Below are 25,526 nucleotides of genomic sequence, written 5' to 3' on the forward strand. Positions count from 1 at the left end.
TTATTCGAGTTACGTATCGTTCTTATAAAGGTTCAAAACCAGTACTTCATTAACTTTTGTTGTCATGGTTTTATCCTGTTACGTATCGTTCTTATAAAGGTTCAAAACGAAAGGAGCGGAAAATGAAAACGATTGGAGACCGAATTGTTACGTATCGTTCTTATAAAGGTTCAAAACATTGGAACAGGCATTGAATTGCCAGCCTGTTTATACAGTTACGTATCGTTCTTATAAAGGTTCAAAACTGCCATGGCCATCGGTATGGTAACCGACAAGTTTAAAAGTTACGTATCGTTCTTATAAAGGTTCAAAACGATAAACCCGTCTTTTTCAGAAAACGCCTTTTCATGTTACGTATCGTTCTTATAAAGGTTCAAAACGATAAACCCGTCTTTTTCAGAAAACGCCTTTTCATGTTACGTATCGTTCTTATAAAGGTTCAAAACCATTGCGCTTGTTTGTCAGATCGTTGATTGTTTCTTCGTTACGTATCGTTCTTATAAAGGTTCAAAACATAAAGGGATTTCAAGCAGATTTCCTGATTTTCCGTTACGTATCGTTCTTATAAAGGTTCAAAACACATAGGCAGACTCGATTGGCCCTGGATCAATAGCAAGGTTACGTATCGTTCTTATAAAGGTTCAAAACCATCGCTTGGTACTGAGTCCCCAGTTTCATAGTTGCGTTACGTATCGTTCTTATAAAGGTTCAAAACGAGTTATAATCATAGTCTTTTCCATACGCTTTACAATCGTTACGTATCGTTCTTATAAAGGTTCAAAACCATGTTCACGGATGTAGAGTCCACGCTTTGAGTCTTCAGTTACGTATCGTTCTTATAAAGGTTCAAAGGGAAAAACCACTTGTAAATCGCATCCATTTTCCTCGCTGATACATATTGTTCTTATAAAGGTTGAGAGAGACACTTAAATATTCAGAAAGCTGGGGTGCAGGGTGATCGGTGGTGGAAAATGTAAATGAAAAGGGAGTATCCAGATCAAGATTTGGGTCTGAAAGGAAAGATCTGTTCGGTTCACTGTACGAAAATTGTCTTTAATCTTAAGATGAGCTTAGTTCAGGACAATTTATTATCTGAAATCTTTAATCATGCGGATGTTCATATTCCAAATACAGGTATCTGTAAGCGGTTGTGGACAGTAAAGTTCTTTTCAAACTGGACAAAGTGGTCAGATCGACTGAAAAATGGCGGTATTCCAACTGGAAAGGGCCTTTCGGCTTAATGACTTTATTCTGTCTTTAAAAATAGGGATTATAATGAAAAGCACGCGCGATTGCGCCCAAAATGGCCTGTCCTGTATTTATGGACAGGTAATTTTTGCATTTTATTGCGATGGATTTCAGGCGCATGTTAATAACGGATAAATAAAGAAATACAGACAGAACAGTGAACAGAAGGAAAAGGAGAACCGATAGATCTATGAGTGTAGTCGATAAGTTTTTGAAATATGTATCTTTTGATACCCAGTCAGATGCCCATTCGTCTTCATCCCCCTCGACGAAAAAACAGCTGGCACTTGCTGAAGAGTTAAAAAATGAACTGGCTGAAATGGGTGTTGACCAGGCTGAGGTTGATCCTTATGGCATTGTTTACGCCTATTTACCAGCCAATACAGAAGATGATCACTATCCGGCAATTGGTCTGATTGCTCATATGGATACGGCTTCTGAAATGAGCGGCAAGGATGTCAGACCACGGATTGTTGAAAACTATGATGGCGGTCCGATCCGGCTGAATGATCAGTTTACGATGAACAGTGAAGATTTTCCTTCGCTGACTCGCTGTATCGGTTCGGATCTGATTGTGACCGATGGCACGACGCTGCTTGGCGGCGATGATAAAGCCGGGATTGCGATTATTATGGATGCCATTGAACGAATTCAGAAATCCAATAAGCCGCATGGCCGGATTTTCATTGCGTTTACACCGGATGAAGAAATCGGACGGGGCGTTGAGAACTTTGATCTTGACAAATTCCCGGCAGATTTTGCCTATACTCTGGATGGCGGCGATATTCGTGAAGTGGATTACGAGACATTTAATGCCGCAATGGCTCATGTTGAATTTAAAGGAAAAACGATCCATCCAGGCGATGCAAAAGGCCGTATGATCAATGCAGCGGCAGCAGCGGTAACCTTTGCGGGCATGCTTCCTCAATGGCAAAGACCGGAGTTTACCGAGGGTTATGAAGGCTTCTTGCATCTGTTAGAAATGGAAGGCGAATGCGAACATGCAAGCCTTTCTTACCTGATCCGGGACCATGATCGCCAGAAGTTTGAACAGAAAAAACAGATTTTGCGGTCTGTCCAGAATTATATCAACGAACTTTATCCCGATTGCTGTAAGCTTGAAATCAATGATCAGTATTACAATTTAAAAGACTACATGTATGGCGATATGACTTCTGTCGATCTGGCCAAACGCGCTCTTGAAGAAAATGGAATTGCTCCTGCCAGCAAGCCGGTTCGCGGCGGAACGGATGGGGCAATGCTGACGGCGCGGGGATTGATCACGCCAAATCTTGGAACGGGCGATGGCAACTGCCATGGACGTTACGAATTTGTTTCAATCAAAGAACTCACCAAGATGGTTGATGTGGTCTGCAGAATTCTGGAGGGATAAGAATGGATTACGCAAAAAAAGCGTTGGAAGCGCATGCCAATTGGCAGGGAAAGCTCGATATTGTTTCCAAACCAAAACTGGAAACGAGTGAAGATCTGGCCATCGCCTATACCCCAGGCGTTGCAGCCCCTTGTCTTGAAATCGAAAAAGACCCGGAAGCAGCTTATGTATATACAGGCCGGGGCAATACCATTGCAGTTGTCTCTGATGGATCAGCAGTGCTCGGACTGGGCAATATCGGCGGACTGGCGGGTCTGCCGGTTATGGAGGGCAAGTGTGTCCTTTTTAAGGAACTTGGCCATGTCAATGCGGTTCCGATCGTTTTGAGCGTTCAGGATCCAGACCAGATTGTCGAAGCCGTGGCTGCTTTAGAACCTTCTTTTGGCGGCATCAACCTGGAAGATATTGCAGCGCCCAAATGTTTTGAAGTGGAAGCAAAATTACAGGAAAGAATGAATATTCCTGTTTTCCATGATGATCAGCATGGCACTGCCTGTGTCGTTCTGGCTGCTATGATCAATGCCTTAAAGCTGACGGGCAAAAAGAAGGAGACAGCGAAAGTGGTCTTCTCGGGAGCGGGAGCAGCCGGCAGTGCAATCGCTAAACTATTAGCCGATTATGGCTTTAAAAACATTCGGCAGTGTGACCTGCAAGGCATTATTACCCCTGAAAATGCTGCAAACCCGATGCAGAAGGAACTCGCAGAACGTTTAAACCCACAAAAAGAAAGTGGAACGCTCAAAGATGCCTTGAAAGGCGCTGATATCTTTATTGGCGTCTCCAAAGGCAATCTGGTCGACCAAGAGATGATCCGTTCGATGAATAAGGATGCGATTGTCTTTGCGATGGCGAACCCGACACCGGAAATTGCACCGGATCTGGCCAAAGAAGCAGGGGCACGCGTAGTTGGATGCGGTCGTTCTGATTATCCAAACCAGATCAACAACGTCCTGATCTTCCCGGCCTTATTTCGTGGCGCCCTGGATGCCAAAGCCACCCGGATTACTGAGGGAATGAAAATGGCTGCTGCAAAAGCGTTAGCAGACCTGATTCCAGAAGATGAACTGCGTGATGACTATGTCATTGTCAGCGCCCTGGATCCTAGAGTCTGCGATGCGGTTGCTGCGGCGGTTGCAAAAGAAGCCAGAGAAGAAGGAGTCGTACGTCATGGATAACGTCGGCCTCGTAGTAGAGGGCGGCGGAACCAAGATTGCGTATTCAGCTGGCGTTTTAAAGTGTTTTCTGGATCACCATATTTATTTTCCATACAGTGTCGGTGTTTCTTCGGGAGCAGAAGTGCTGCTGGCGTATGTCGCCAGACAGCCTGAGCGTCTGGAAGTGACAGCCATCGATGCAGCCAGTCAGAAAGGCGCGATCGGGCTGATTCCTCTGTTTAAGGAAGGCGGTTTGTTTGGCCTCGAAGCCACAAACGATTATATTGAAAAATACGCTCCTTTGGATTTCATGTCCTTTTTCGGCTCAGATACGGACATGGACGTTGGAGTTTACGATATGGAATCAAATTCTATTGAATATTTTGGCAAGCCGTATGTGGATGAGAGCATGACCCTGATTAAGGCAAGCTGCGCTCTTTTGCTGCTGGCTAAGCCATACCGCTGGCGTGGAAAGAAATATTTCGATGCCGGCCTGGTGGATATGATCAGTATTGAACAGGCTGAACGACATGGCTGTGATAAATTCGTGATCATTTCAACCAAAGAAAAAGGGTACCGTCGCAAGCCTGCACCAAAGTGGCAGTTATGGCTTACCAAATTGATTTATCGGGACCCAGTCATTGTAGAAAATCTGAAAAATCGTCACCTCAATTACCAGAAGCAGTGGGACCGGGTCGACCAGCTTGAAGAAGAAGGCCGGGCTCTGGTTATCCGTCCGCAGGTGGATATGGGTGTGACTCGTTATACAACCGATCCGCGCAAGCTTCGTCCGTGGTTTCAGCTTGGTTATGATGAAACACTCGCCAATCTGAAGACGATTGAAGCCTTCTGTGGAATCAAGCACGACGACCTCAGAATTCCAGACCAGAACACGGATCGAAACCTGGAAAAGTCGGTGGTTCGATAGTGCATTTTTTGGATCAAAATCGGAAATCTGTGCCAATATGGTAAAGAACAGGTATCTGCGTTTGAAAGGGAGATTTGAATGGCCGGAAAAACAAGCAAAAAACGTCTGACATTTAATTCGATTGAGGATGTCAAACTCGTACTGGAAGCAGCAAAGGAAACAGGTGAACCATTAGATCAGAAACAGTTTTCTGATGCACTTGCCAAACTGCGTCTGGACGATAACCAGATCAATGAAATGATCGAATGGTGTCAGGAACATAAGATCACCCCGCCTGGGGACGAAGAAGAAGATGTCGATGAAGATCTGCTGGATGCTGATGAGCTGACAGCTGAAGATCTCGATGTCGATCCGGATGATCCGGATGATAACGTCGATGGTGATGCCGAAGACCGTGAAGAAGAACTGGCCAGACTGGAACGCACCTTCGCCGAATCCACCAACAGCAAAACAAGCGACCCGGTAAAAGCGTATCTGAAAGAGATCGGTGCGATTCCACTGTTAACCCCTGCTCAGGAAGTTGAGGTTGCCAAACGCATTGAAGCCGGTGACGAAGACGCAAAACAGATTCTGATTGACTCGAACCTGCGTCTGGTTGTCTCCATTGCGAAAAAATACGTTGGCCGGGGACTGCTGTTTCTGGATTTGATTCAGGAAGGCAACATCGGTCTGATTAAAGCCGTTGAAAAATTCGATTACACCAAAGGATTTAAGTTCTCGACCTATGCCACATGGTGGATCCGCCAGGCGATTACCCGTGCCATTGCGGACCAGGCAAGAACTATCCGTATTCCTGTCCATATGGTTGAAACCATCAACAAGATGACCCGAATCCAGCGTCTGCTCGTTCAGGATCTGGGCCGTGACCCAATTCCAGAAGAAATTGCTGAGAAGATGGAAGATATGACCGCCGAACGTGTAAATGAAATTCAGCGCTCCGCTCTGGATCCGGTTTCGATGGAAACGCCAGTTGGTGATGAAAATGATACCTTCCTTGGAGACTTCATTGAAGATAAATCAACAATGACTCCAGAGGAGTATACTCACAATCAGCTGCTCAAAGAAACAATTGAAGAAGTTCTTTCCACACTGACTGAACGTGAAGAAAAGGTTATCCGTCTGCGCTTTGGCCTGGATAATGGCCGCACCTGGACACTTGAAGAAATTGGTAAGAAATTCAACGTTACCCGTGAGCGGATCCGTCAGATTGAAGCCAAAGCCATTAAGAAATTAAAAGGCCCGCAGCGTGCCAAACTGCTCGCAAACTTCCACCAGGGAAGCTAGCAAAGCAGCAATGAGTAAAGGTGAAAATGCCTTTGCTCTTTTTTCGTGCCCGTTTTTAGCCAAAGAGGGCAGCGACTTGTTGGCCGTATCAATCTGAGCAGATATAAAAGCGAATGATTATAAAAGCAATCAGTTATAAAAATAAATAATTATATTATAAATTGAGTGAGCAAAATAAAACCGATGGAGTTTGGAACGGCTGTTTTGCTTTTGTCCAGCTGATCTGGATTTGTCTTTGGAGGACCAGACACGCCAGACGCACAGAAAGGCCAGACGGAAGAAAGGGATAAAGAAGAAGGAGAAAGAGAAAGAGACAGGAAAGAAGTCAGAAAACTCAGAAAGAGAGCGTAGAAGAAAACCAGATTCAAAGATTAACTCACCGATGAATAAATTCCTTTTCTGGCATTTCAATCGAAATGCGACTGAAGAAAGGATTATGCTTTTAAAGGCAGAATTCTCTTTCAAATTGATGAGAAATCTTAAGAATCACGCAGAAATCGCGAAAGAAAATCAAAAATGGCAAGAAAAAACGTCATCGACTGCTAAGCTGAAAAGGATTTCGCCTTCCTTCTTTTAAGACGAAAGAATCAATCAAACTGCCTGCCAGGAAATACCAGATTGAATCGTCTTTCTGCAGCGCCAACCAAAACTGATCATTTCAGACAGAAGTGAAGAATTCAGAAGGACCAGACGAAAGAACGCAAAGAAAGATCCATTCAGGCGTCCGATTGCATGGCAGGGAAGGCAGATCAGGCGTGGCAGATTCAGCTGTTCGCTGAAGTACAGTACGATAGAATACACGCAAACGACACTCATTTCTGGTCAGAAATGACAACTTAATTTTGACTGTGATCAAACGAATTTTCGCGCAGGATTATTGAAACCAAATGATCGAGAAGCTGAATCGAAAATAAATCGAACAGGGTTGAACTGGGGGGCAGAAAGCAGTGCCTGAAGGAAAGAATCTCTTTCTGCTTTGGAAAATCGCCTGTTTCTGTTTTATTGCTGCGAAAGTTTTACAGACCAGAGACCTATGATGAAAGGCTGTTTTGAACGCATGAAAGAAGCATATTTTTTTGACATTGATGGAACCATATATGATAACAAGTTTCATGAAATTGACCCCGACCTGTTTCGGGAATTTGGTTATCTGCAGGAGAATGGAGCTGATCTTTATCTGATGAGCAGTCGTTCTCCTTATGAGACGATTCACCTGCCGGAAGAGTTTCTTGAGTATCCTTTTGCCGGAATCATTCTGGAAGGCGGAGGGGCTGTCTATGGTAAGGACCTGGATCTGGTGGACGCCTGGCTTATTCCGGGATCCGATATCAAAAAAATCCGCAACTATTGCCGGGACCATGATCTGCTCTGGCGCTATTCCGGTCCAGAAGGAAACTACTTCAATCGCAAAGAAGATCTCGCAACCCGTACACATTGGCGTAAACTGTATTTAACGGTTCCAAAAGTCAAGGAATGGAAAGGTGATGACGTCTGCAACATCCTGATCTGGACCAGAGATGAAAACCAGAAACGAGAACTCCAGGAGCTGCTGACAGATAATTCTGTCGTTGTCTACCCCGACTGCATTGAAGTTCGTGCCAAAGGAATTTCAAAAGAAAATATCATTCGTAAACTTCGCCGAAAAAAGGGATATCAAAGAGTCATCTGCGTTGGTGACGGTCCCAATGATGTCAACATGCTGCGCGAAGCGGATTGCGGCGTCGCCATGAAAAATGCCTGCAAGGAAGCCAGAGAAGCAGCGGACGTGGTGATCGGCTCGGTTGGTGAAGGTGGTGTGACAGTCTGGCTGAAGAACCGGAGAGAAAGAGGTATCCATCATGAGCTCACTTCATATCGAAAATGATCGAATTGCTTTAACAACTGATAATCCAGCTGGTCAGATGATCTCTTTGATTGACCGTAAGCATGGCAATGAAATTCTGTATCAGGCAGATGAAGCCTGGAGCGGACGCAACCCATCTTTATTCCCGATGGTGGGCAGCACCTGGAAAAATGGCGAATACGAATGGGAAGGTAAAACCTATGCTATGAAAAACCACGGTCTGATCCGCTATGAAGATTTAAATGGCGTGGTGAGTGAAGACGGCCAGTCCATTACCTACACCTTTGATTCCAACGATGAAACCCGCAGCAAATACCCGTTCGACTTCCATTTTGAAATGACCTATCATCTGCTTGAAAAGGGAGTCCGGATTTCATATGCGATTACCAACACGGGTAATGTCAGCATGCCATTCAGCTTTGGTCTTCATCCAGCGTTTAAAACCGTACGTTCTGATGGAGAAAAATTTGAAGACTTCTCCATTCACTTTGCTCCGGCAGCCGAAGCTGAACAAATCGTCTTTCAGTCTGACCTTTCACCCGTTGTTCGGGAAAAGAAAGTTCTGGATACCTGGCAGCTCAGCCATGCGGATCTTGCCAAATACGCAACTCTGATCTTTGATAAGATCAGCGCCAGCAGTGCTACTTTGTACTATAAAGATCAGCCAAGAGTAAAAGTTTCCTTCCCGGATTTTCCGCTGGTTGCTTTATGGAATTCCGGCGATGACAATAACTTTATCTGCATTGAGCCATGGTTTGGCCATTCCGACCTGGAGAAGGTAGAAGTGGCTTTTGACAAGCGGGAAAATACAATGCTTTTAGATCCAGCCGAAACCTTCAACTGCTATTACGAAATTGAAACAATGGAAGACTAGGCAGCATCAGCCATTGGCTGGACATTCTTATTCATTTCCAGATTGAAAAGTAAAGCGTCTCTGATCCATTTCCATAAAGATACAAAGACCCATGGAAAGGCAGAGACGCTTTTTCGTGCTCATGATTTTGGATCGGTTGATGCCTGAGTGATTTCAAAATCACGTTCTGGAATCTTGGACTCAAAATGCCCTCTGACTCTGAATAAATGGCTAGAAAAAGACAGAAAAGTTGATGTCTGTTCCACTGATCAGGGAAGCTGGATCGCTTCACAAGCAGACGCCAGATCCAGATTTGACCGGAATTCATCTCGTTCAGACGCCGAGGGATCCACACTAAAGACGTCGCTCTCTTCTTCAAAAGGATTCATTTCCAGATTGACAGAACCAAAGGTTACAAAGACAACGTCAGAACTGGGCTCATTGGAAGCCAGCGTGGTCTCGAAACCGGATAGCGGGATGCCATCCGCCTGAGTGTGATAGATCAGTCCGGAAGTGATCTGAGTCACCGAATTGCTGGAGGGACCTGTATAGAAACTTCATGGCTTGGCAGCCACATGCCGGGATGAAAACAGTGAATAGATATTGAGTGTTAAAAATCTTTCTCCTTAAAATAAATAGTGTAAGGAAAGAACCTGGTAATTGCGTGACTTTTTATTGTGGATTTCCCTGCCGGGTTCAAGGCAGTTATAGAAACTGCTAAGCAGGAATGCCAGAGTACATGCCAGAAGTCTATCGAGGCTGCAAAGTAAAATTCTCCGTCAGAATATCTCTGATAAGCTGATCAGTACGCACCATTCCTGTTTCAGGTTCTTTTTCTTACACTTTGTGGAAAGGAGAACCTATGAATGAACAAAGATAAGATTTCTGACGAAAGCTGTGCTCTTGTTCAGGCGGTAAAAGCGTGTGAACTAACCAGCCATCAACCTCATGAAGAGAAGCTCATTCTTCAGACTGCATGCGGAATGGATGTACATAAGTCATTTATCGTTGCCGTGATCAAGACCACTGATTCTCAAGGAAAGGTGATTACACATAAAAAAAGATTCTCGACTTTTAAAGAAGACTTGATCGAATGCAAGGACTGGCTACTTGAACATGACTGCCATCATGTCTGCACGGAGTCAACAGGTAAGTACTGGATCCCTGTTTTCAATATCCTTGAACCGGCCATGAAGGAAGTTCGCGTATGCAACCCTAAATGGCTGTCTCTTATAAAAGACGAGAAAGATGATAATAAGGACGCTGACCGTATCTGTGATCTTTATCGACATGGAATGACGCGCTCAAGTTATATCCCATCAGCCGATTTTCGAGAACTTAGAGACACTTCCAGACAAAGAAGAAAGTATGTTCAGATGCGAACATCCGAGCACAACCGGCTGATCAATTGTCTTACAACGAACAATTACAAGCTGGATATGGTGTTCTCAGATATCAGAGGCAAGTCTGCAACCAGAATTATCAACTTGATTATATCAGGCAAACCTTACACGGATAAAGATATTCTGAGCTGTGTTCATCCTCGCTGTAAAGCCAAGCGTGAAGATATTCTCAAGGCTTGTGATGGAATCCCATTTACACCATATCAGACAGACCGGCTGCAGATCATCAGAAACCATATTCAGTATCTGGATTCGGAGATCAAACGTCTGGAGGGTCTGATGGACAAGATGCTTTGTAACTATAAGGAATATCGCCGTCTTCTGGAAACCATTCCGGGAATCGATTCAGTCAGCAGTATGTCTATTCTTGCAGAGCTTGGCATTGAAATGTGCCAGTTTAAAAATGCGGCCCAGCTGTGTAAATGGGCTGGACTGGCCCCTGGAAGTGATGAGTCAGCAGGTAAGGTTCACAATCGACATATCACCAAAGGTGGTAAGTATATTAAGCCGCTTCTCGTACAGTGTCCTGGGCAGCGGTTAAAGACAAGAAGAAACCTTACTACGCCTGTAAATTTCAGGAACTGGCTGGGCGCGGCGTCAGCAAGAAAGTAGCCATTATCGCCATCGCCAGAAAGATACTCGTCGCCATTTTCCATATGTTTGTGAAGAAAGAAGAATGGCATCCTTCAGACTGTGACAGCAGTTATGCCCCAAGTGGAGTAACTATCAAAAAAGAAACAAAGAAGCTCAAAAAGTGTGTTGAAATATTGAAGTATCTGGGGCTGGACATGAAGACTGTCGTAAAAGTGGTTACCGACCTTTTTGGATGTACTGTCGATGAAGAAGGAAATGCCTATTCAGAAATGACTGGTGAGATAGTCTTAGACATCCCATAATTCATTAGTACAGACTAACGGGGGAAAGGGGGTACTATGTCCTCAAGTAGCATTTTATGTTGGTATTTCAACAAAATATCAATATCCAATCTACAACCAGGGCTGGCAGACAAAGAATTGCCTTGTTAGCCGAGGGGTTGTTTTCAAAGTAAACAAAAAACGTCTTTGGCCATTTCCGTGGATACCTCGTGGACATCCATAGAATGGCAAAGACGTTTTTTCTTTTGCAGATCAGTTTTTTGGAGATTTGATGAGCATCCAGGTCAGTTTGAATGCGGTATAGAAGCAGAAGAGTAAAGCAGCCCAGCAAGCCACAATGATAATGGTGCTGTAGTGCTGGTCATAGGCATTAAACACCAGAAGAACACCCAGAAGGATGTACAGAACGACTTTTAGATAACATTTGCTGCGCTGATCGGGAGCAATGACAGAATCAACTGTAGGCGTACATTTGGCTGCATCAAATCCTTTGACAGGGACAAGCGTTTTCTGGAATTTGTAGAAACTGTATTCCAGTCCACCCCACAAGGCGACCGTGATGATGATGGCACTCCAGATGGGCCAGTGAAACCAGGTATCAAAGGCAGTAGCCAGAATCATGAAGGTAGCGGCAACAATCAGGTAACGGGATTTGTAGCGATTGAATTTTTTGTAATCAAATTTCGGCAGATATAAAGCTTCGTGAAGATAAGGCGACAGGTAGATTATTCGTCTTTTTTTGTCGATATAGAGATTTTTGCCGACAGGCTGATCGGGATCTGGTGCGATTACCCGGGAATTGGATGGTTTTCGTTCAACGAGGTTACGGGACATGAAGAGTCTTCCTTTCAATCTTTCCCTATTATACGCAACGATATGCCGATCTCCATGCAAAATGTGAAAAGATGGGATTCAAGCAGGAAAAACCGACGATATATTTGCATTTATTAGTATTCGAATCAGGAATTTAGATAAAAATGTGCAAACGCGTCTATAATGAACTCATCAGATAAAGGAGGGCGAAAGCCATGATTTTCGGTCATGATAAGAGCTTCTGGGAAGCTGCGAATGGATCGTTTACCGCCGCTGAAATTTACCAGCAGCCAGAAACCTGGAAGAAAACATTAAAAGAGATCAAAGAAAGAAAAGATGAGATCAAGGCGTTTCTTGATCCATTACTTGCAGATCCAAACCTGGACATTATCTTTACTGGGGCCGGAACCAGTGAATATGTCGGAAATGCACTGTTTACCTTCGTAAATACCTGCACAGGATTCCGTGCTAAATCCTATGCCTCTACCGATTTAGTTGAATCTCCTGAAAGCTATCTCGATAAAAACCGCAAGACTTTGCTGGTCAGCTTTGGCCGTTCCGGAAATTCTCCTGAAAGCATCGGAGCCGTTCAGGTTACTGACACCGTCTGCAAAGAAAATGCCTACCATTTATTCATCACCTGCAACAAAGAGGGTGCCCTGGCCAAATCTGCTGCAACAAAAAGCAATGCGCTCGATATCAACCTGACACCAGAAACTCACGATAAAGGTTTTGCGATGACCAGCTCCTTTACCAACATGATGCTGGCCGCAATGCTCTGCTTCAATCTTGATCATCTGCTCGAAACTGAAGCCCAGCTCGAAGACGTCATTCTCAAAGCACAGCTATTCCTTGATCATGGCTATAAATCCTGTGAAGAACTGGTCAAGACTTACAACTTCAATCGGATCGTTTACCTTGGCGCCAATGTTCTCAAAGGCATCGCTCAGGAATCCCGTCTGAAAATCTGCGAACTGACAGCTGGCCTTGTAGACACTGTATTCGATTCTCCAATGGGCTTCCGTCATGGACCAAAATCTGTGATCAATCCAGATACCCTCACGATTGTTTATGTTTCTGATGATCCCTATCAGCGTCAGTATGATTTAGATCTGATCAGAGAAGTTTCAAGAGAACGCAAGGGAAATAAACTTGTTGCCGTTGCGGCCAGAGATTATGTGGAAATTCGTGATTTAGTCGATCTCTATGTTGATTTTGGTCTGCTTTTCGCTAAAGATAATATGTATCTCGCCTTTGATTACATCCTTGTTGCTCAGGTCATCGCCTTATTCAAGTCGATCTCTCTGGGCGTTACCCCGGATAACCCATGCCCAACTGGTGAAGTCAACCGTGTAGTACAGGGTGTGACCATTTATCCTTATGAAATTCAAAGCGAGACCGAAACAACAGTAGAGGAGAAGAGTGAATGATCGGTTTAATCGTTACTGGCCACGGCCATTTTGCGTCCGGATTAACAGAAGCACTGAATGTAGTTGCCGGACCGGCAGAATACTACTATGCGGTGGATTTTAATCTGACAGATTCTACAGACCTTCTGGCTGAAAAGCTGGAAAAAGCCATGGATGGATTGGCAGATTGCGAATCTGTGCTTGTGCTTTCAGATCTGGCAGGCGGATCGCCGTTCAAGCTGAGTGTTGAACTGGGCTATCCAAGAGGATATGAAGTCGTTGCCGGAACGAATCTGGGTATGCTGCTGGAAATCAACATGGTCAGACAATTCGTAGACGATGTTCATAAACTGGCCAAGCAGGCAGTGACCGTCGGAAAAGATCAGGTTCAGGCTTTTGAATTCAAACAGCCTGCAGCCATCGATGAAGACGAAGAAGATTTTTCTGACGGAATCTAGATTTAGATCTTCATTTCCAGACGTTTGATCGAATTCAAATCATTAACAGTCGAATAGAACGGGTGTCGTGGGGCATCCGTTTTTTTTGCCAAATCAGTTCGGATCGTCCATGTGTCAGTCAGCCCACGAGTTCGTTGGAGTTCTGCTTTGGGAAAACCGGATCTAAAGTGGAAGACGCACTTGGCATGAAAAAAAAGAGCCCGAGTGGACTCTTTTTTCAAGAAAGTTTTAAGAAAGGGAATTTGATTATGAAGTGAGCCTTTCTGGCTCACTTGTAGAATACCGGTTTCTGAACCAATGTCCTATCCGGATGACTTAAAACAACACAAATAGGATTGCATAATCGAATGGTCAGACAAACCAGGAAGGTCGGTTTTCCGTTTTAGAAAAAGCTGGTTTTACTGGTTGATGGACTTGGAATAATCCGTCGGGCTGACACCATACTGGGCTTTAAATTTCCGGGAAAAATAGTGAATGCTTGTAAAGCCGAGCATGTCGCTGATTTCAGAAATCGTATGCTTATGTTCCTGAATCAGCTGTTTGGCTTGCGAAAGCTTCTTTTCCGAAATGTATTGCTTCGGTGAGATCTGCAGGTTGGAGCGAAACAGGTTCTGCAAAGAGGAACGGGAAACAGAGAACTTGGCACACAGATCTTCAACGGTGAAGGCCGAATAGATGTTGTTGTTGATGTAGACAAGAATCTCGTTGAGCAGCGTATGTTCGTAGTGAATCTGCATCGGATTGACGTTCGCATCTATTGCATGCTTGTGATCAAACTGGTGAAGCAGAATCATGACTTCCTTCAGATACAGAATGGAAAGTTCATTAGACAGATAGTCGTCACTCTGGATGGCCTTCATAAACCGGCAGAGGACCTGGTAAATATCTTTGCGGCTGTGAAAGATCCGGTTTTCAAGGGCTTCGGGCAGAGCGTCGTTCATCCGGAAAATAACCGTCAGATAGGAACAGTTCTGGTCTGGTCCGGTGTGATGGCAGTGAAACTGGCCAGGGGCATAGACCATCAGGTCGTATTTTTCCAGGTGGAAATCTTTCCCTTCGACGGCTGTTTCCATCGAACCATGGTCAATGTAGATCAGCTCATAATACTGATGGGCTTCGCCGGGAAAGACATAATCGCCTTTGCGCACCTGATAATAGGTAGCCAGAATTTCTTCAATATGCAGTCTTGTTTCGATAGGTTCAAAAGTGATCGGCTCAGGCAGTCGCAGTGTCTGGCAGTTATGCGGAATGGAATAGACCATGGCCTCAGAACTGACAGAAATGGAAATCAGTCCGTAGCGCACATTGCGGTTCAGCTTGACGATGCGGTGAACAACAAATTGTTCATAGGAAGCATCCGGCTGATCGCCTTTCTGAACGACAAGCAGAACAATACCGGATTTACAGCCGATATAGACCGGATCTTTGGAGACAGAGACATGAGTCACTGTCTTGTTCTTTAGTGGGATGGATTCACCTTGATAGGTTCCATCAAAAGCAGCTTTACTCAGATCTGGGAGTTCGTAGAAAATCTCCCCATACGGCTGAAACTGATAATGGGTTGTACGCTTGAGCATGACTTCCTCCTGACGGGTCTTTGCAGACTCGTTTTTTTCTTCTCTGGCCGCTTTAAAAGGCACAAATCAAAGCGCATGAGTTTTTTGATACTGAAAAGTATAAGCCTGAGGGAAATCTGAGTAAAGATGAGGAAGAATCTGTAAAAACAGAAGGGAAAAATGGGTGAAAATGAAGCAGAAATTGAAAGGTTAAAAGCAGTGTCTGGATTGTTTTGAAGCCAATACACTAGTTTTCTCCATAAAAGTACACATTTTTGAAGCGAAATCAAGGGAAATGCATTTTTTAGTTCTGTGCATTATGAATGACCTGAATTCAACAGAAAAAAAACATATGAAGTGCCGAAAATCATTCCTGTTGAAAAGAGATAAATAGAAAACACAAAGATGAGCGATGCATAAAGGAATATTTAAATCTGTCAGAAGGGCTGGAAGGCTGTGTGATCCAGATCGTCGATTGGCCTTTGGTTTTTACTGGAAGGACTATCCATTTTATCATAACCTGAATTGTACAATACAAACAGTAAACGCTTACACCTGACCATTGACGGCATGTAACGTTAACGATATCTTTACATTTGAATTCAGACACAATTGTTCTGCCTGAGAAGTCAAAGAACGGCAGGATTAAACTTAAATCTTATTTTTATCATTATTGTATCCCGCTTACCTCTCAAAAATTACCGTAAATTAACCCATAATTATTCGACAAATCAAATAAAATGTACAAATTGCTTCATAATTTTGACAAAAATAAGGTTTTGTTTGGCTTTATCAGGCTAAATTCCGAAAATGAATATTAAAAAGTGCAAATAATGACGTGATTTGTGTAACGCCGAATCTATAGAATCTTCTATAATGGAAACATCGAAAGCGCTTGAAAGAGAAGCAAGCTTTGACATTAGAAAGGAGAAAAGATTTATATGCCGAATATTGTTGCTACTCGTATTGACAACCGCCTGATTCATGGACAGGTGGCTACTCAGTGGTCAGGAGTTGTAGGAGCGAATTTATTGTTAGTTGCCAACGATGCAGTCTCTAAAGACCAGCTCCGTCAGGGTCTGATGAACATGGCTGCTCCAGGTTATGCTCAGACTCGTTACTTCAGTCTGGATAAGACGATTAAGGTCATCGGAAAAGCCAGCCCAAATCAGAAAATTTTCCTGATTCTGGAAACACCACAGGACGCACTCAAACTCGTGGAGGGAGGCGTTCCCATCAAGACTCTCAACATTGGGAATATGCATATGCACCCAGGCAAACGCCAGGTTGCAACCAGCGTTGCTGTTGACGATGATGATGTGGCTACATTCAAAAAACTGCAGGATCTCGGGGTTACCCTTGAAATCCAGCGCACTCCAAACACAGCAAAAGAAGACGTATCGAAACTCTTCAGCTGATCTTACAATCGAATAACCGAAACTAAAGGAGACTACTATGCAAGTTATCTTATTGGCAATCGTAACTTTCCTGTTCGCGATTGACCAGTTCTCCCTGACTGAGATCATTTATCGTCCGATCTGTGCTTGCCCGATTATCGGTGCAATTTTAGGCGACGTAAATACAGGTCTTGTTTTGGGTGGTACTTACGAACTGATGATGATTGGTTCCATGCCAGTCGGCGGTGCACAGCCAGCCAACGTAGTAATTGGCGAAGTTGTTGCCATGGTATTCGCAGTAAAAGCCGGGATGGAAGTCGAACAGGCTTTAGGCGCTGCGATTATCTTCTCTGTATTTGGTACTTACGTTGTAACAATCGTGTTCACGATTGCTTCTTCCTTCAACTCCTGGTGCGATGAAACCTGCTCCAAAGGGGAAACAAGCGGCGTGAGCAAAGCAATTCTGACTGATGTTATTCTGCTTGGCGGTCTGTTCGCCGTCATCGCGATCCTCGCTTACTTTGCAGGTGAAAGTATTCAGCCAGCCATGGAAGCTTTATCTACAAATGCAGCCTGGTTCATGTCCGGACTTGGTGTTGCCGGCGGCATGATGCGTTTCGTCGGATTTGGTGTTCTGTTAAAAATCATGCTTTCCAATGATATGTGGGGCTATTTCCTTTCTGGATTTGCAATGGCTCTGATCGTCGGAAATATCGAAGCTTTATCTGCAGCTACTCTGGTTATCGTTGCTTTCATCGGTATTGGCGTAGCTTTAAGCAACTACTTCACTTCTGTGAATATTAAAGAAGCTGCTGCAAATGCAGGGTTAGGAGATTTCTCGGATGGCATCTAAAGGTAGTGAACTCAACCTCCAGGATCTGCAGTATTATACAGATTTGACGCCAGCTCCAAGAGTTGACAAAGCAACTCTGAATAAAATGATCTGGCGCTCCTGTAACCTTCAGATCTGCTTCAACTATGAACGTATGCAGGCGATCGGCTGGCTTTGGGCTATGCTTCCTGGTCTGAAAGCTGTTCATAAAAACAAAGAAGATTTGGCCATGTCCATGTGCCAGAACCTTGACTTTATCAACACCCATCCATTTATCGTAACGTTTGTTATGGGTCTTGTTCTTTCCATGGAACAGAACAAAATGGATATCCAGACAATCCGTGCCGTTCGTATTTCTACAGCCGCTCCTCTTGGCGGTATTGGTGACGCTCTGTTCTGGTTTACACTGATTCCAATCATCGCAGGTATGACTTGCGGTATGGCAATGAGCGGAAACATGATGGGACCAATTCTGTACTTCGTTCTTGCATTCGGAATTGAAATGGTTCTTCGTTATATTCTGATGTACTGGTCTTACAACATCGGTCTTGATGCTGTTCGGATGATGACTGCAAACGCGAAAGAATTCACCCGCGCTGCTTCCATCCTCGGTGTCTTCATTGTTGGTGCTTTAACTGCAAACTATGGCGGTGGAACGACAACAGGTATGGTATTCGCCAATGGTGAAAAACCAATTGTTCTTCAGGAATACCTCAACCAGATTCTGCCTTGCCTGCTTCCTTTACTGCTGACTTTGCTGATGTACTTCCTGCTGAAAAAAGGCTGGACTCCGATCAAATGTATCCTCCTTTTGCTGGTGATCGGTATCGTTGCTGGTGCATTCGGTATCCTCGGTTCTGGTTACAAACCATTTGTTCCGGTTCCATGGGCTACTTCAGTTGATTTACTCTAAAATCAAAAAGCGAAAAACTCCGCGCCAGCGGAGTTTTTTGTTGAAAAGATGAAAAGAAAAGAAGCCGGAAGATGAAAGAATAGGCTGATAAGACAATGAGGGAAGGACAAAAGTCTGGCAGAAAGCGGGAAAACACAGAAACAGCAAGCCATTTTGAAGGCAATGTCAAGATGGAGGCGATATTGAAATTCCTGCCAGAAAGGATGAGAATTGAGAGATTACTTTGCTTTTGTTATGGTTTAACTATGAATATCCAAAAAATGAACCCAAATAAAATAAATCGCAACGAAATGACCCCAGTAGAAACAGATAGAATGCCTGCCAAGTCTCAAACCAATCGGGAGCCTTCCAGTAAGACTGACGAGCTTGAACTGCGTCCATTTAGACGTTCAAATTCTGAATATGAAGAAGTATACCAGCTTTATCATGATGCCTTTCCCGACAGTGAAAGAAAACCAATGGAGATGGTTCTTCAATCTGTCCAAAAGGGAAGAATGGAGGCATACTCTGCATTTGACCACAATGAATTTGCGGGTCTGCTTTTTCTTGTAAACGGCCAGCAGGCAGATATCCTTGATTATCTGGCTGTCAATCCAAAACTTCGTGATCGGGGAATTGGCTCCCGCCTGTTATCGTGGCTGAAAGACCATCGTTCTAAGCCATTCATCATTGAAATTGAATCTACATTCACTGCATCGGATCAGATTCCAGCCCGCCGCAAGGCCTTTTATCTTCGCAACAACATGATCGACTGCAATCAGGAAATCCAGCTTTTTGGCGTTGAAATGGAGCTGCTCAGCTATCCGACACCGGTCACCTACGATCAGTATTACAACGTCCTTTCAAGCTATCTGGATACTTTTCCACAAATCGACTACCACAATTGTCTGGCTGCTCTGCCACTCAGACAGGAACCTTCAAAAAGGACATCTTCACTGCAAGAAGACTACAGGGAACAAACAGAGAAGAGAAACAGCTGAAGTTAGGTTCATCATGGAAAGTCATCCCGATTCGTTAGACAGGTTGAAAAGAGAAAAAGAAGAGAGAAAAAAGAAAACAAGGTCTGGAAAGTTCAAAGCTGAACAACCGCTTATAAAAATCGGTAAATGATCGCAATTTCCGACTATTTTGAGAGTGTAAGCCTTATAATAGTGACGTTATTGCCACGATCAGAGAAGGAGAAAAGTAAGAGTATGAAAGTTATTGTCACAAAAGATTATGACGGTCTGAGCAAAGAAGCCTTCAAAGTGATGAAGGCTGTCCTGGATGAAAAACCAAATGCGGTTTTAGGTCTGGCGACTGGAAGCTCACCTGAAGGTCTGTATGCAGAAATGGTCAAAGACCATGAAGAAAATGGAACATCCTATAAAGATGTTGTGACTTACAACCTTGACGAATATGTAGGCATCGATCGCAACGATCCTCAGTCCTACTATACGTTCATGAACGATCATCTGTTCAAACACGTTGATATCAACCCAGACAACACGCATGTTCCTTATGGTTCTACAGCTGAAGATGCCAAGAAATATGATGATGAAGTGAAAGGCGTAGATATTCAGCTGCTCGGAATCGGCCGCAATGGTCACATCGGTTTCAACGAACCAGGAACACCATTCGACGAAAGAACACACATCGTTGAGCTGACAGAAAGCACAAGAGATGCCAACAAACGTTTCTTCGATGACGACATCACTAAAGTTCCAGAAAAAGCCATCAGTCAGGGAATTGGAACTGTTATGGACGCCAAGAAAATTCTGCTGATTGCCAATGGGGCAAGCAAAGCGGATGCTGTTAAAGCCATGATCGAAGGACCAGTTACGACCGAATGCCCAGCTTCTGTTTTACAGAACCATCCAGACTGCGTCGTCATCGTTGACGCAGAAGCTGCCTCCAAACTTTCTAAGTAAACTTTCTAAGTAAACTTTCTAAGTAAACTTTCTAAGTAAGTTTGAAGCGATAAACTTGAAGAACGATCGAAAAAAGGATCGTCTGAAGCAGATAAATCAGAGGAGTTTTCATTGGCTCCTCTTTTTCTTGTATCTTTTTATCTCTTCTGGTTATCTCTTCTGGATCAGCGCTTTTCATCCAGGTTCCTATTTGCTGCAGTCTGAAGTCTGTTGTTTTATTCGCTTGGCCGTTTTTCCTCTTTCCATGCCTGAAGGCCGGCTGGGACAGAGGATTTTTATGGCTTCTTTTCATATGGTTTCCAACAGCGCATCTGCTCAAAAGAAAAGACGACAGCTCTTTTGAAATTTGGCGCTTTTCGCTAAGATAGCTGTATGAGTAAAAATTCTAAATCTAATAAATCAAAGACAAGCGTCAGTGTCATCATTTTCCGCGTTCTGGCACTGGTCGCCCTGGTTGTCTTCCTGTTTGCAGGATGGAAACTGTATGGAGTGTGGAGTGAAGGCCACCAGCTGGAAAAAGAAACGGAAGAACTGGCTCAATATCTGACGCCCGGACAGCAGATTGAAGACCAGACCACAGAAACCAATCACATCGATTATTTCTCGGTGGACTGGGCCGGCTTGAAAGCTGCCAACCCAAATGTCGTAGCCTGGGTTATTGTACCGGGAACCGGCATTTCGTATCCGGTCGTGCAGGGGGCAGACAATGATTACTATCTGACCCATACCTATACTGGAGCTTACAACTCCTGGGGATCGATTTTTCTGGATGCTGCCGCAAATCCAAACTTTCTGGATGATAACTCCCTGATCTATGGACATTCCGTTTCCGATGTGGGCGGCATGTTTACCAGCCTGAAAAATTTCAGCGATCAATCCTTTTTCGATTCGCATCCTTACTTCTGGCTGCTCACGCCTGAGCAGAACTATCGCTGCAATGTCATTGCCTTCTATCAGGGTTCAGATGATGCAGCTGTGTATCTGACCGATTATGCTGGCCAGCAGGATCAGGTCATGGCAGATGTGTACAGTCAGGCGCTCTATACGCGGGATATGGATCTGACCAACCGTAATTTTGTGACCCTTTCGACCTGTAACCTGGATTATGGATTCTCTTCCAATCAGCGAATTGTCCTGATGGGCGCTTTGCAGGAATGGAATGAACTCATTCCGCAAAGTGAAGCTTCGTAACCGATGCTCAAAGAAAGAAAGCTGGAAATGTACGGATGGAGGAAAACAGAAAGTCCGTCAAAAGGCAGACTAATCTGCCTGGATCCATCACAAATCTACATTTTGATCTGCACTTTTCCATTCTGTTTTCAAGAAGCCTGATCTTTTCTCTAAAGGTCAGGCTTTTTCTATGTGGCTTGATTATAATGAGAAAGGTTATAGATCAACAAAGATCACTGATCGCAAGGTTTTCTGCTTTTCTATTTCAAATGAATCTGTCATAGGGGCTGCAACCAGCTGCAAAGATGAAAAATCAATCAGTGGTTATGAATGATGGCTATGAATAATGGCTATGAATATTTGCGTATCGGATCAGAGGAAGAGTAAAATAAAAAAATCCGTCTTCGCATTGACCATCCGTCATTTTGCTTGGAAGATGGCAGAATCGAAATGGATGCCAGAGTTTATCTTTCAAAAATTGCTTTTGTATCGCTCATCAGCAATTCTGAATCTGGACCATTGAAAACAACCCAAAAACAGCCCACAATAGTCAGGTAGCACCCACTCCCGACTGATCAGGTTTGATCGCGCTGGATCAGGAAATCTGTTATACGCCTGTCGCTTTTCTGTCAAAGCGGAAAGCTTTCAAGTGGGCAGATTCTGAGAGGATATCCTGTTGGAGATTTGATATTTACTATGAAAAAAATTTGTATCGCTACCGGGGGAACTGGCGGACATATTTATCCGGCTTTAGCCCTCGCTCAAATATGGAAAGAACAAGAACCAGACACTGAACTGGTTTTTATTGGAAATGATGACCGGATGGAAGCCCAGATTGTTCCGAATGCGGGCTATCGCTTCCTGCCGGTTCACGCCTCTGGTCTGACTGGCGGCGTTGTTCAGAAGCTGAAAGCCATCTGGCTGATGTTCCAGGCCAGAGGTCAGGCAAAAACGTATCTGAAACAAGAAAAGCCAGATCTTTTAATCGGTTTTGGCGGTTATGTCTGTGCACCGGCGGCCATGGCAGCCCACTCCCTTGGCATTCCTGTCATGCTTCATGAACAGAACTCTGTTGTCGGCAAGGCCAACAAAGTGGTCAGCCGCTATGCATCCGGGATTGTCACCTGCTATGACAAGGCAACCAACTTTTTTGGAGCGGATAAGGCCCGTCAGCTGGGCAATCCGCGTTCCTCACTGGCAGCCCGCATTGAAAAAGATCCAGAGTACTTTGAATCTCTGGGCCTGGACCCAAACTTGAAGACCATCATGATCGTGATGGGCAGCCTTGGCAGTTCTTCAGTCAACGAACTGATGAAAGAAGCTCTGAGCAAAGTGGATCCATCTTTGCAGATTCTGTATGTCTGCGGCAAAGATAATGATTCTGATTTGCATCTGTTTGATGCCTTCCCGAATGTCCATACTGTGCCGTATGTCGATGCTCTGCGCATTTATGCGATGCTCGATGGCATTGTGTGCCGGGCGGGGGCGACTACGCTTTGTGAGGTAACAGCCTCCGGAATTCCGGCGGTGATTATCCCAAGTCCGTATGTTGCAGAAAACCACCAGTACTACAATGCGCGCATGTTATCGGATAAGCATGCCGCTGTTTTGCTGGAAGAAAAAGATCTCAATGCCGATTCGCTGTCTGAAGCAATCGCAACGGCTTTTCTGGATGAAGAAAACCGCCAGAGACTGGCTCAAAACGCCTGGAATCTGGGCACCCGAAAAGCGGCTGAAAATATGATTGACTGGGCCAGCCAGATGATTCAAGACAAGGGTGGAAAACAGTAAATGAGCCTGAAAGACACTCTTTATCGTCTGGGCCAGGTTTGGGAGCGCGAACCTCTTTCCAGACATACAACATATAAAATTGGCGGCAAGGCTGATTTCTTTATTGAAGTCGACAGCGTGGAAAACCTGGTTACTTTGATTGAACTGCTTGAAAACAATCAGGTGGACTGGCTCGTTCTTGGCAACGGCAGCAATGTCCTGATTGATGATTGCGACTATCATGGCGTTGTGATTTCGCTCAAATCTGGTTTTGACGCTTTCACCTTTGAAAAAGGCAATATTCTCAACGCCCAGGCTGGCTGTTCGATCATCCAGCTGAGTTTTGAGGCCATGGATCATGGCCTTTCCGGTCTGGAATTTGCTTCCGGAATTCCAGGCAGTATTGGCGGTGGCATTTATATGAACGCCGGCGCCTACCGTTCCGATCTTTCTGAAATCTTAATCGATGTCACAATTCTGCGCGATGGCCAGATTGTAACGCTGCCCAAAGCAGAACTCGATTTTACTTATCGTCACTCTCTGTTCCAGACCCACAAAGACTGGATTATTCTTTCGGCCCGTTTTGCTCTAGAACCCAAAGAAAGAACCCAGATCAAAGCGCTGATGGATTCTCGAAAACAGCGCCGGCTGTCCAGTCAGCCCATCTCCAGACCCTCTGCAGGGTCGGTGTTTCGAAACCCGGAAGGGATGAATGCCTGGCAGGTGGTGGACAATCTAGGCTATCGCGGCAAAGCGATCGGCGGGGCAAGAGTAAGCGAAGTCCATTCGAATTTCATTGTCAATGAAGGCAGTGCTACGGCTCATGATGTCGATTTACTTATCCGGATGATTCAGAAAGATGCCTGGGAAAAATTTGGTGTTCGACTGATCACGGAAGTAGAAAGGATCAACTGGCATGCCGAAGATGACTCTCTTTGCTAAGCGTGAGACAAACCTTGATCCCATGCAGGCGGCAAAAGATGACCGTCCAGTCTGGCTGAAAATCGGAACGGGTGTTTTGATTTTTGTGCTGATCTGCACGTTCGTCTATCTATTCTGTCCGTATACCCGCATACAGGCTCTGGTCTGTTCTGGAAATTACTATTTCACTGCGCAGCAGATTTATGGCATTGCGGATGTATCGGTCAACCAGCGGACTTACCTCAATCTGCCCCAGCAGATGGAAAAGAAACTGCTGGCCAACCCGCTTATTGAATCGGCTGATGTTTACTATGATGGCCAGGTCCTGAACTTGGATATTCAGGAAAAAACGATCATTGGCTACTATGAAGAAAACGGGGAAAACTATCTGTTAACCAGTCAGGGTGAAAGAATTCCTGTGACCAGTCAGACCGAACTGCGTACATTGGTGCATTATCCATTGTTAGCGGATCTTTCGCCGGAAGTTCTGGATTTGATTGCCAAAGAAGTCCGGGAGCATCCAGATCAGCTGACCCGTTCTGTCTTTGAAAAGATCGCTGAAATTCTTCCATGGCAGGAAAGTTATGACAAGAATATGCTCAAGCTCGTTTTGCAGGATGGAAATACCATTTTTACCTCGATTCCATCGCTGTTCATGATGAGCACGTATCAGCAGGTTCTGGTCAACCTGCAAGGCGAAAATGTCTGCCTGATGCTCGATGGCGACAATGGAGTTGTCAATAAAATTGCCTGCTCCTATATGTATCTCTCACCGGAAGAACGTGCGGAAAACCGTGAAATTCCAAAGAGCGTGCTCGATCAGAATATCTATCCAACCCCACAGGAAAACGCCCGGCAGACGGATTCGTCTACAGATCAAAGTCAGACGGACCAAAACCAGACCGCAGCTGACCAGAATCAAGCTGCAACAGACCAGAATCAGGCGCCTGCGCCATCTGAAAATCAGGATCCAAATGCTCAGCAGACACCAGCTGCTGACCAGACTCCAGCTTCGCAGCCAACTTCCGGGCAGATTCCAGAAGACCTTTCGACCATTACGGACTGGGAAGGCTCGGCTGTCGACTATATGCAGCATTCGCCATCGACCAATCTGTTTTATAATACCGACAATGGCATTTACTACACCTATGATGCAGCTTCGGATACTTTCTATCCATACTAGATCCTGCGTCCTGTCCGGCGACTATTCCGATCCTCTGTAAGTGATGAATGACCGTTCGCATTTTCTGTGAACGGTTTTTTTTGCTGGTCGTTTTCATGCCTTGAACCAAGGCCGATCTCAGAATAAAGAAGAGACATGAATTCGATGAGAAGACGCCGCATGAAGGAAGGCGGGAATACAGATTCAATGAAAAAGAGCAGAGGACACAAGGAA

At 44.7% G+C, this 25,526-nt stretch carries 22 protein-coding genes and 1 CRISPR repeat array (1 of these 23 cut by a window edge); of the genes, 20 read left to right on the forward strand and 2 right to left on the reverse strand.

The genetic code is table 11. The features are described 5' to 3' along the window. Nucleotides 1-853: a CRISPR direct-repeat array (repeat unit 31 nt; unit sequence GTTACGTATCGTTCTTATAAAGGTTCAAAAC) (it extends 2,173 nt beyond the left edge of the window). Nucleotides 854-1,438: 585 nt separating this feature from the next. From pepT to U4956_RS12575, 9 genes are all read left to right on the forward strand, one after another. Next, nucleotides 1,439-2,641 (forward strand): peptidase T, encoded by a 1,203-nt coding sequence (pepT, locus tag U4956_RS12535; RefSeq protein ID WP_323091026.1) that lies wholly within the window; start codon nucleotides 1,439-1,441, stop codon nucleotides 2,639-2,641. Nucleotides 2,642-2,643: 2 nt separating this feature from the next. Continuing rightward, on the forward strand, nucleotides 2,644-3,816 hold the full coding sequence (locus U4956_RS12540) for an NADP-dependent malic enzyme (protein ID WP_323091027.1): 1,173 nt from the start codon (nucleotides 2,644-2,646) through the stop codon (nucleotides 3,814-3,816). Then, complete coding sequence (locus tag U4956_RS12545; protein WP_323091028.1) at nucleotides 3,809-4,723, forward strand: patatin family protein; 915 nt, start codon at nucleotides 3,809-3,811, stop codon at nucleotides 4,721-4,723. The genes U4956_RS12540 and U4956_RS12545 overlap by 8 nt, the downstream gene beginning before the upstream one ends. Before the next feature lie 78 nt (nucleotides 4,724-4,801). Then, on the forward strand, nucleotides 4,802-6,007 hold the full coding sequence (gene rpoD / locus U4956_RS12550) for an RNA polymerase sigma factor RpoD (protein WP_323091029.1): 1,206 nt from the start codon (nucleotides 4,802-4,804) through the stop codon (nucleotides 6,005-6,007). Nucleotides 6,008-6,242: 235 nt separating this feature from the next. Beyond that, a complete protein-coding gene (locus tag U4956_RS12555) occupies nucleotides 6,243-6,584 on the forward strand; it encodes a hypothetical protein (protein ID WP_323091030.1) in 342 nt (113 codons plus the stop codon). Between the two features lie 480 nt (nucleotides 6,585-7,064). Then, on the forward strand, nucleotides 7,065-7,871 hold the full coding sequence (locus tag U4956_RS12560; RefSeq protein ID WP_323091031.1) for an HAD-IIB family hydrolase: 807 nt from the start codon (nucleotides 7,065-7,067) through the stop codon (nucleotides 7,869-7,871). Further along, complete coding sequence (locus tag U4956_RS12565) at nucleotides 7,846-8,724, forward strand: aldose 1-epimerase family protein (protein ID WP_323091032.1); 879 nt, start codon at nucleotides 7,846-7,848, stop codon at nucleotides 8,722-8,724. The genes U4956_RS12560 and U4956_RS12565 overlap by 26 nt, the downstream gene beginning before the upstream one ends. An 845-nt stretch (nucleotides 8,725-9,569) precedes the next feature. Further along, nucleotides 9,570-10,718, forward strand: a complete 1,149-nt coding sequence (locus U4956_RS12570; RefSeq protein ID WP_323091033.1) for an IS110 family transposase — start codon at nucleotides 9,570-9,572, stop codon at nucleotides 10,716-10,718. 50 nt (nucleotides 10,719-10,768) lie between these two features. After that, the gene (locus U4956_RS12575; RefSeq protein ID WP_323091034.1) at nucleotides 10,769-11,002 is read left to right on the forward strand and encodes a hypothetical protein; all 234 of its coding nucleotides are present in this window, start codon (nucleotides 10,769-10,771) and stop codon (nucleotides 11,000-11,002) included. Between the two features lie 231 nt (nucleotides 11,003-11,233). Here U4956_RS12575 and U4956_RS12580 read toward each other — a convergent pair whose 3' ends face one another. Then, entirely contained in the window at nucleotides 11,234-11,815 is a 582-nt protein-coding gene (locus U4956_RS12580; RefSeq protein ID WP_323091035.1) for a hypothetical protein, read from the reverse strand. Nucleotides 11,816-12,009: 194 nt separating this feature from the next. On the opposite strand from U4956_RS12580, the gene U4956_RS12585 reads away from it, so the two are divergent. Both U4956_RS12585 and U4956_RS12590 read left to right on the forward strand, forming a co-directional pair. Continuing rightward, on the forward strand, nucleotides 12,010-13,224 hold the full coding sequence (locus U4956_RS12585; RefSeq protein WP_323091036.1) for an SIS domain-containing protein: 1,215 nt from the start codon (nucleotides 12,010-12,012) through the stop codon (nucleotides 13,222-13,224). Further along, nucleotides 13,221-13,661 carry a PTS sugar transporter subunit IIA gene (locus U4956_RS12590; RefSeq protein ID WP_323091037.1) on the forward strand — a complete coding sequence of 147 codons (441 nt, stop codon included), beginning with the start codon at nucleotides 13,221-13,223 and terminating at the stop codon, nucleotides 13,659-13,661. The genes U4956_RS12585 and U4956_RS12590 overlap by 4 nt, the downstream gene beginning before the upstream one ends. 398 nt (nucleotides 13,662-14,059) lie before the next feature. On the opposite strand, the gene U4956_RS12595 is transcribed toward U4956_RS12590, so the two are convergent. Beyond that, the gene (locus U4956_RS12595) at nucleotides 14,060-15,238 is read right to left on the reverse strand and encodes a helix-turn-helix transcriptional regulator (RefSeq protein ID WP_323091038.1); all 1,179 of its coding nucleotides are present in this window, start codon (nucleotides 15,236-15,238) and stop codon (nucleotides 14,060-14,062) included. Nucleotides 15,239-16,158: 920 nt separating this feature from the next. On the opposite strand from U4956_RS12595, the gene agaB reads away from it, so the two are divergent. From agaB to U4956_RS12640, 9 genes are all read left to right on the forward strand, one after another. Continuing rightward, nucleotides 16,159-16,635, forward strand: a complete 477-nt coding sequence (agaB, locus tag U4956_RS12600) for a PTS galactosamine transporter subunit IIB (protein WP_323091039.1) — start codon at nucleotides 16,159-16,161, stop codon at nucleotides 16,633-16,635. A gap of 37 nt (nucleotides 16,636-16,672) precedes the next feature. Next, nucleotides 16,673-17,467 carry a PTS sugar transporter subunit IIC gene (locus tag U4956_RS12605; RefSeq protein ID WP_323091040.1) on the forward strand — a complete coding sequence of 265 codons (795 nt, stop codon included), beginning with the start codon at nucleotides 16,673-16,675 and terminating at the stop codon, nucleotides 17,465-17,467. Continuing rightward, nucleotides 17,457-18,359, forward strand: a complete 903-nt coding sequence (locus U4956_RS12610; RefSeq protein ID WP_323091041.1) for a PTS system mannose/fructose/sorbose family transporter subunit IID — start codon at nucleotides 17,457-17,459, stop codon at nucleotides 18,357-18,359. Before U4956_RS12605 ends, U4956_RS12610 begins: the two co-directional genes overlap by 11 nt. Nucleotides 18,360-18,673: 314 nt before the next feature. After that, on the forward strand, nucleotides 18,674-19,339 hold the full coding sequence (locus U4956_RS12615; protein WP_323091509.1) for a GNAT family N-acetyltransferase: 666 nt from the start codon (nucleotides 18,674-18,676) through the stop codon (nucleotides 19,337-19,339). Between the two features lie 213 nt (nucleotides 19,340-19,552). Further along, nucleotides 19,553-20,269, forward strand: a complete 717-nt coding sequence (gene nagB, locus U4956_RS12620) for a glucosamine-6-phosphate deaminase (RefSeq protein ID WP_323091042.1) — start codon at nucleotides 19,553-19,555, stop codon at nucleotides 20,267-20,269. Between the two features lie 372 nt (nucleotides 20,270-20,641). Beyond that, nucleotides 20,642-21,460: a class B sortase gene (gene srtB, locus U4956_RS12625; protein ID WP_323091043.1), complete on the forward strand. Its 819-nt coding sequence runs from the start codon at nucleotides 20,642-20,644 to the stop codon at nucleotides 21,458-21,460. Between the two features lie 675 nt (nucleotides 21,461-22,135). Continuing rightward, nucleotides 22,136-23,230 carry an undecaprenyldiphospho-muramoylpentapeptide beta-N-acetylglucosaminyltransferase gene (gene murG / locus U4956_RS12630; RefSeq protein WP_323091044.1) on the forward strand — a complete coding sequence of 365 codons (1,095 nt, stop codon included), beginning with the start codon at nucleotides 22,136-22,138 and terminating at the stop codon, nucleotides 23,228-23,230. After that, on the forward strand, nucleotides 23,231-24,151 hold the full coding sequence (gene murB / locus U4956_RS12635) for a UDP-N-acetylmuramate dehydrogenase (RefSeq protein ID WP_323091045.1): 921 nt from the start codon (nucleotides 23,231-23,233) through the stop codon (nucleotides 24,149-24,151). It begins immediately after the preceding gene. Then, nucleotides 24,126-25,313: a hypothetical protein gene (locus U4956_RS12640; protein ID WP_323091046.1), complete on the forward strand. Its 1,188-nt coding sequence runs from the start codon at nucleotides 24,126-24,128 to the stop codon at nucleotides 25,311-25,313. The genes murB and U4956_RS12640 overlap by 26 nt, the downstream gene beginning before the upstream one ends. Nucleotides 25,314-25,526 lie beyond the last annotated feature (213 nt).

The sequence above is a fragment of the Allobaculum sp. JKK-2023 genome, assembly GCF_034745455.1.
In the GTDB taxonomy this organism is placed as follows: Bacteria; Bacillota_I; Bacilli_A; order Erysipelotrichales; family Erysipelotrichaceae; genus Allobaculum.

What these genes read in the sequence shown, in the direction of transcription:
- pepT (WP_323091026.1), top strand. Translation starts at nt 1,439, where the DNA reads ATGAGTGTAGTCGATAAGTTTTTGAAATATGTATCTTTTGATACCCAG.
- U4956_RS12540 (WP_323091027.1), top strand. Translation starts at nt 2,644, where the DNA reads ATGGATTACGCAAAAAAAGCGTTGGAAGCGCATGCCAATTGGCAGGGA.
- U4956_RS12545 (WP_323091028.1), top strand. Translation starts at nt 3,809, where the DNA reads ATGGATAACGTCGGCCTCGTAGTAGAGGGCGGCGGAACCAAGATTGCG.
- rpoD (WP_323091029.1), top strand. Translation starts at nt 4,802, where the DNA reads ATGGCCGGAAAAACAAGCAAAAAACGTCTGACATTTAATTCGATTGAG.
- U4956_RS12560 (WP_323091031.1), top strand. Translation starts at nt 7,065, where the DNA reads ATGAAAGAAGCATATTTTTTTGACATTGATGGAACCATATATGATAAC.
- U4956_RS12565 (WP_323091032.1), top strand. Translation starts at nt 7,846, where the DNA reads ATGAGCTCACTTCATATCGAAAATGATCGAATTGCTTTAACAACTGAT.
- U4956_RS12570 (WP_323091033.1), top strand. Translation starts at nt 9,570, where the DNA reads ATGAACAAAGATAAGATTTCTGACGAAAGCTGTGCTCTTGTTCAGGCG.
- U4956_RS12580 (WP_323091035.1), bottom strand. Translation starts at nt 11,815, where the DNA reads ATGTCCCGTAACCTCGTTGAACGAAAACCATCCAATTCCCGGGTAATC.
- U4956_RS12585 (WP_323091036.1), top strand. Translation starts at nt 12,010, where the DNA reads ATGATTTTCGGTCATGATAAGAGCTTCTGGGAAGCTGCGAATGGATCG.
- U4956_RS12590 (WP_323091037.1), top strand. Translation starts at nt 13,221, where the DNA reads ATGATCGGTTTAATCGTTACTGGCCACGGCCATTTTGCGTCCGGATTA.
- U4956_RS12595 (WP_323091038.1), bottom strand. Translation starts at nt 15,238, where the DNA reads ATGCTCAAGCGTACAACCCATTATCAGTTTCAGCCGTATGGGGAGATT.
- agaB (WP_323091039.1), top strand. Translation starts at nt 16,159, where the DNA reads ATGCCGAATATTGTTGCTACTCGTATTGACAACCGCCTGATTCATGGA.
- U4956_RS12605 (WP_323091040.1), top strand. Translation starts at nt 16,673, where the DNA reads ATGCAAGTTATCTTATTGGCAATCGTAACTTTCCTGTTCGCGATTGAC.
- U4956_RS12610 (WP_323091041.1), top strand. Translation starts at nt 17,457, where the DNA reads ATGGCATCTAAAGGTAGTGAACTCAACCTCCAGGATCTGCAGTATTAT.
- U4956_RS12615 (WP_323091509.1), top strand. Translation starts at nt 18,674, where the DNA reads ATGCCTGCCAAGTCTCAAACCAATCGGGAGCCTTCCAGTAAGACTGAC.
- nagB (WP_323091042.1), top strand. Translation starts at nt 19,553, where the DNA reads ATGAAAGTTATTGTCACAAAAGATTATGACGGTCTGAGCAAAGAAGCC.
- srtB (WP_323091043.1), top strand. Translation starts at nt 20,642, where the DNA reads ATGAGTAAAAATTCTAAATCTAATAAATCAAAGACAAGCGTCAGTGTC.
- murG (WP_323091044.1), top strand. Translation starts at nt 22,136, where the DNA reads ATGAAAAAAATTTGTATCGCTACCGGGGGAACTGGCGGACATATTTAT.
- murB (WP_323091045.1), top strand. Translation starts at nt 23,231, where the DNA reads ATGAGCCTGAAAGACACTCTTTATCGTCTGGGCCAGGTTTGGGAGCGC.
- U4956_RS12640 (WP_323091046.1), top strand. Translation starts at nt 24,126, where the DNA reads ATGCCGAAGATGACTCTCTTTGCTAAGCGTGAGACAAACCTTGATCCC.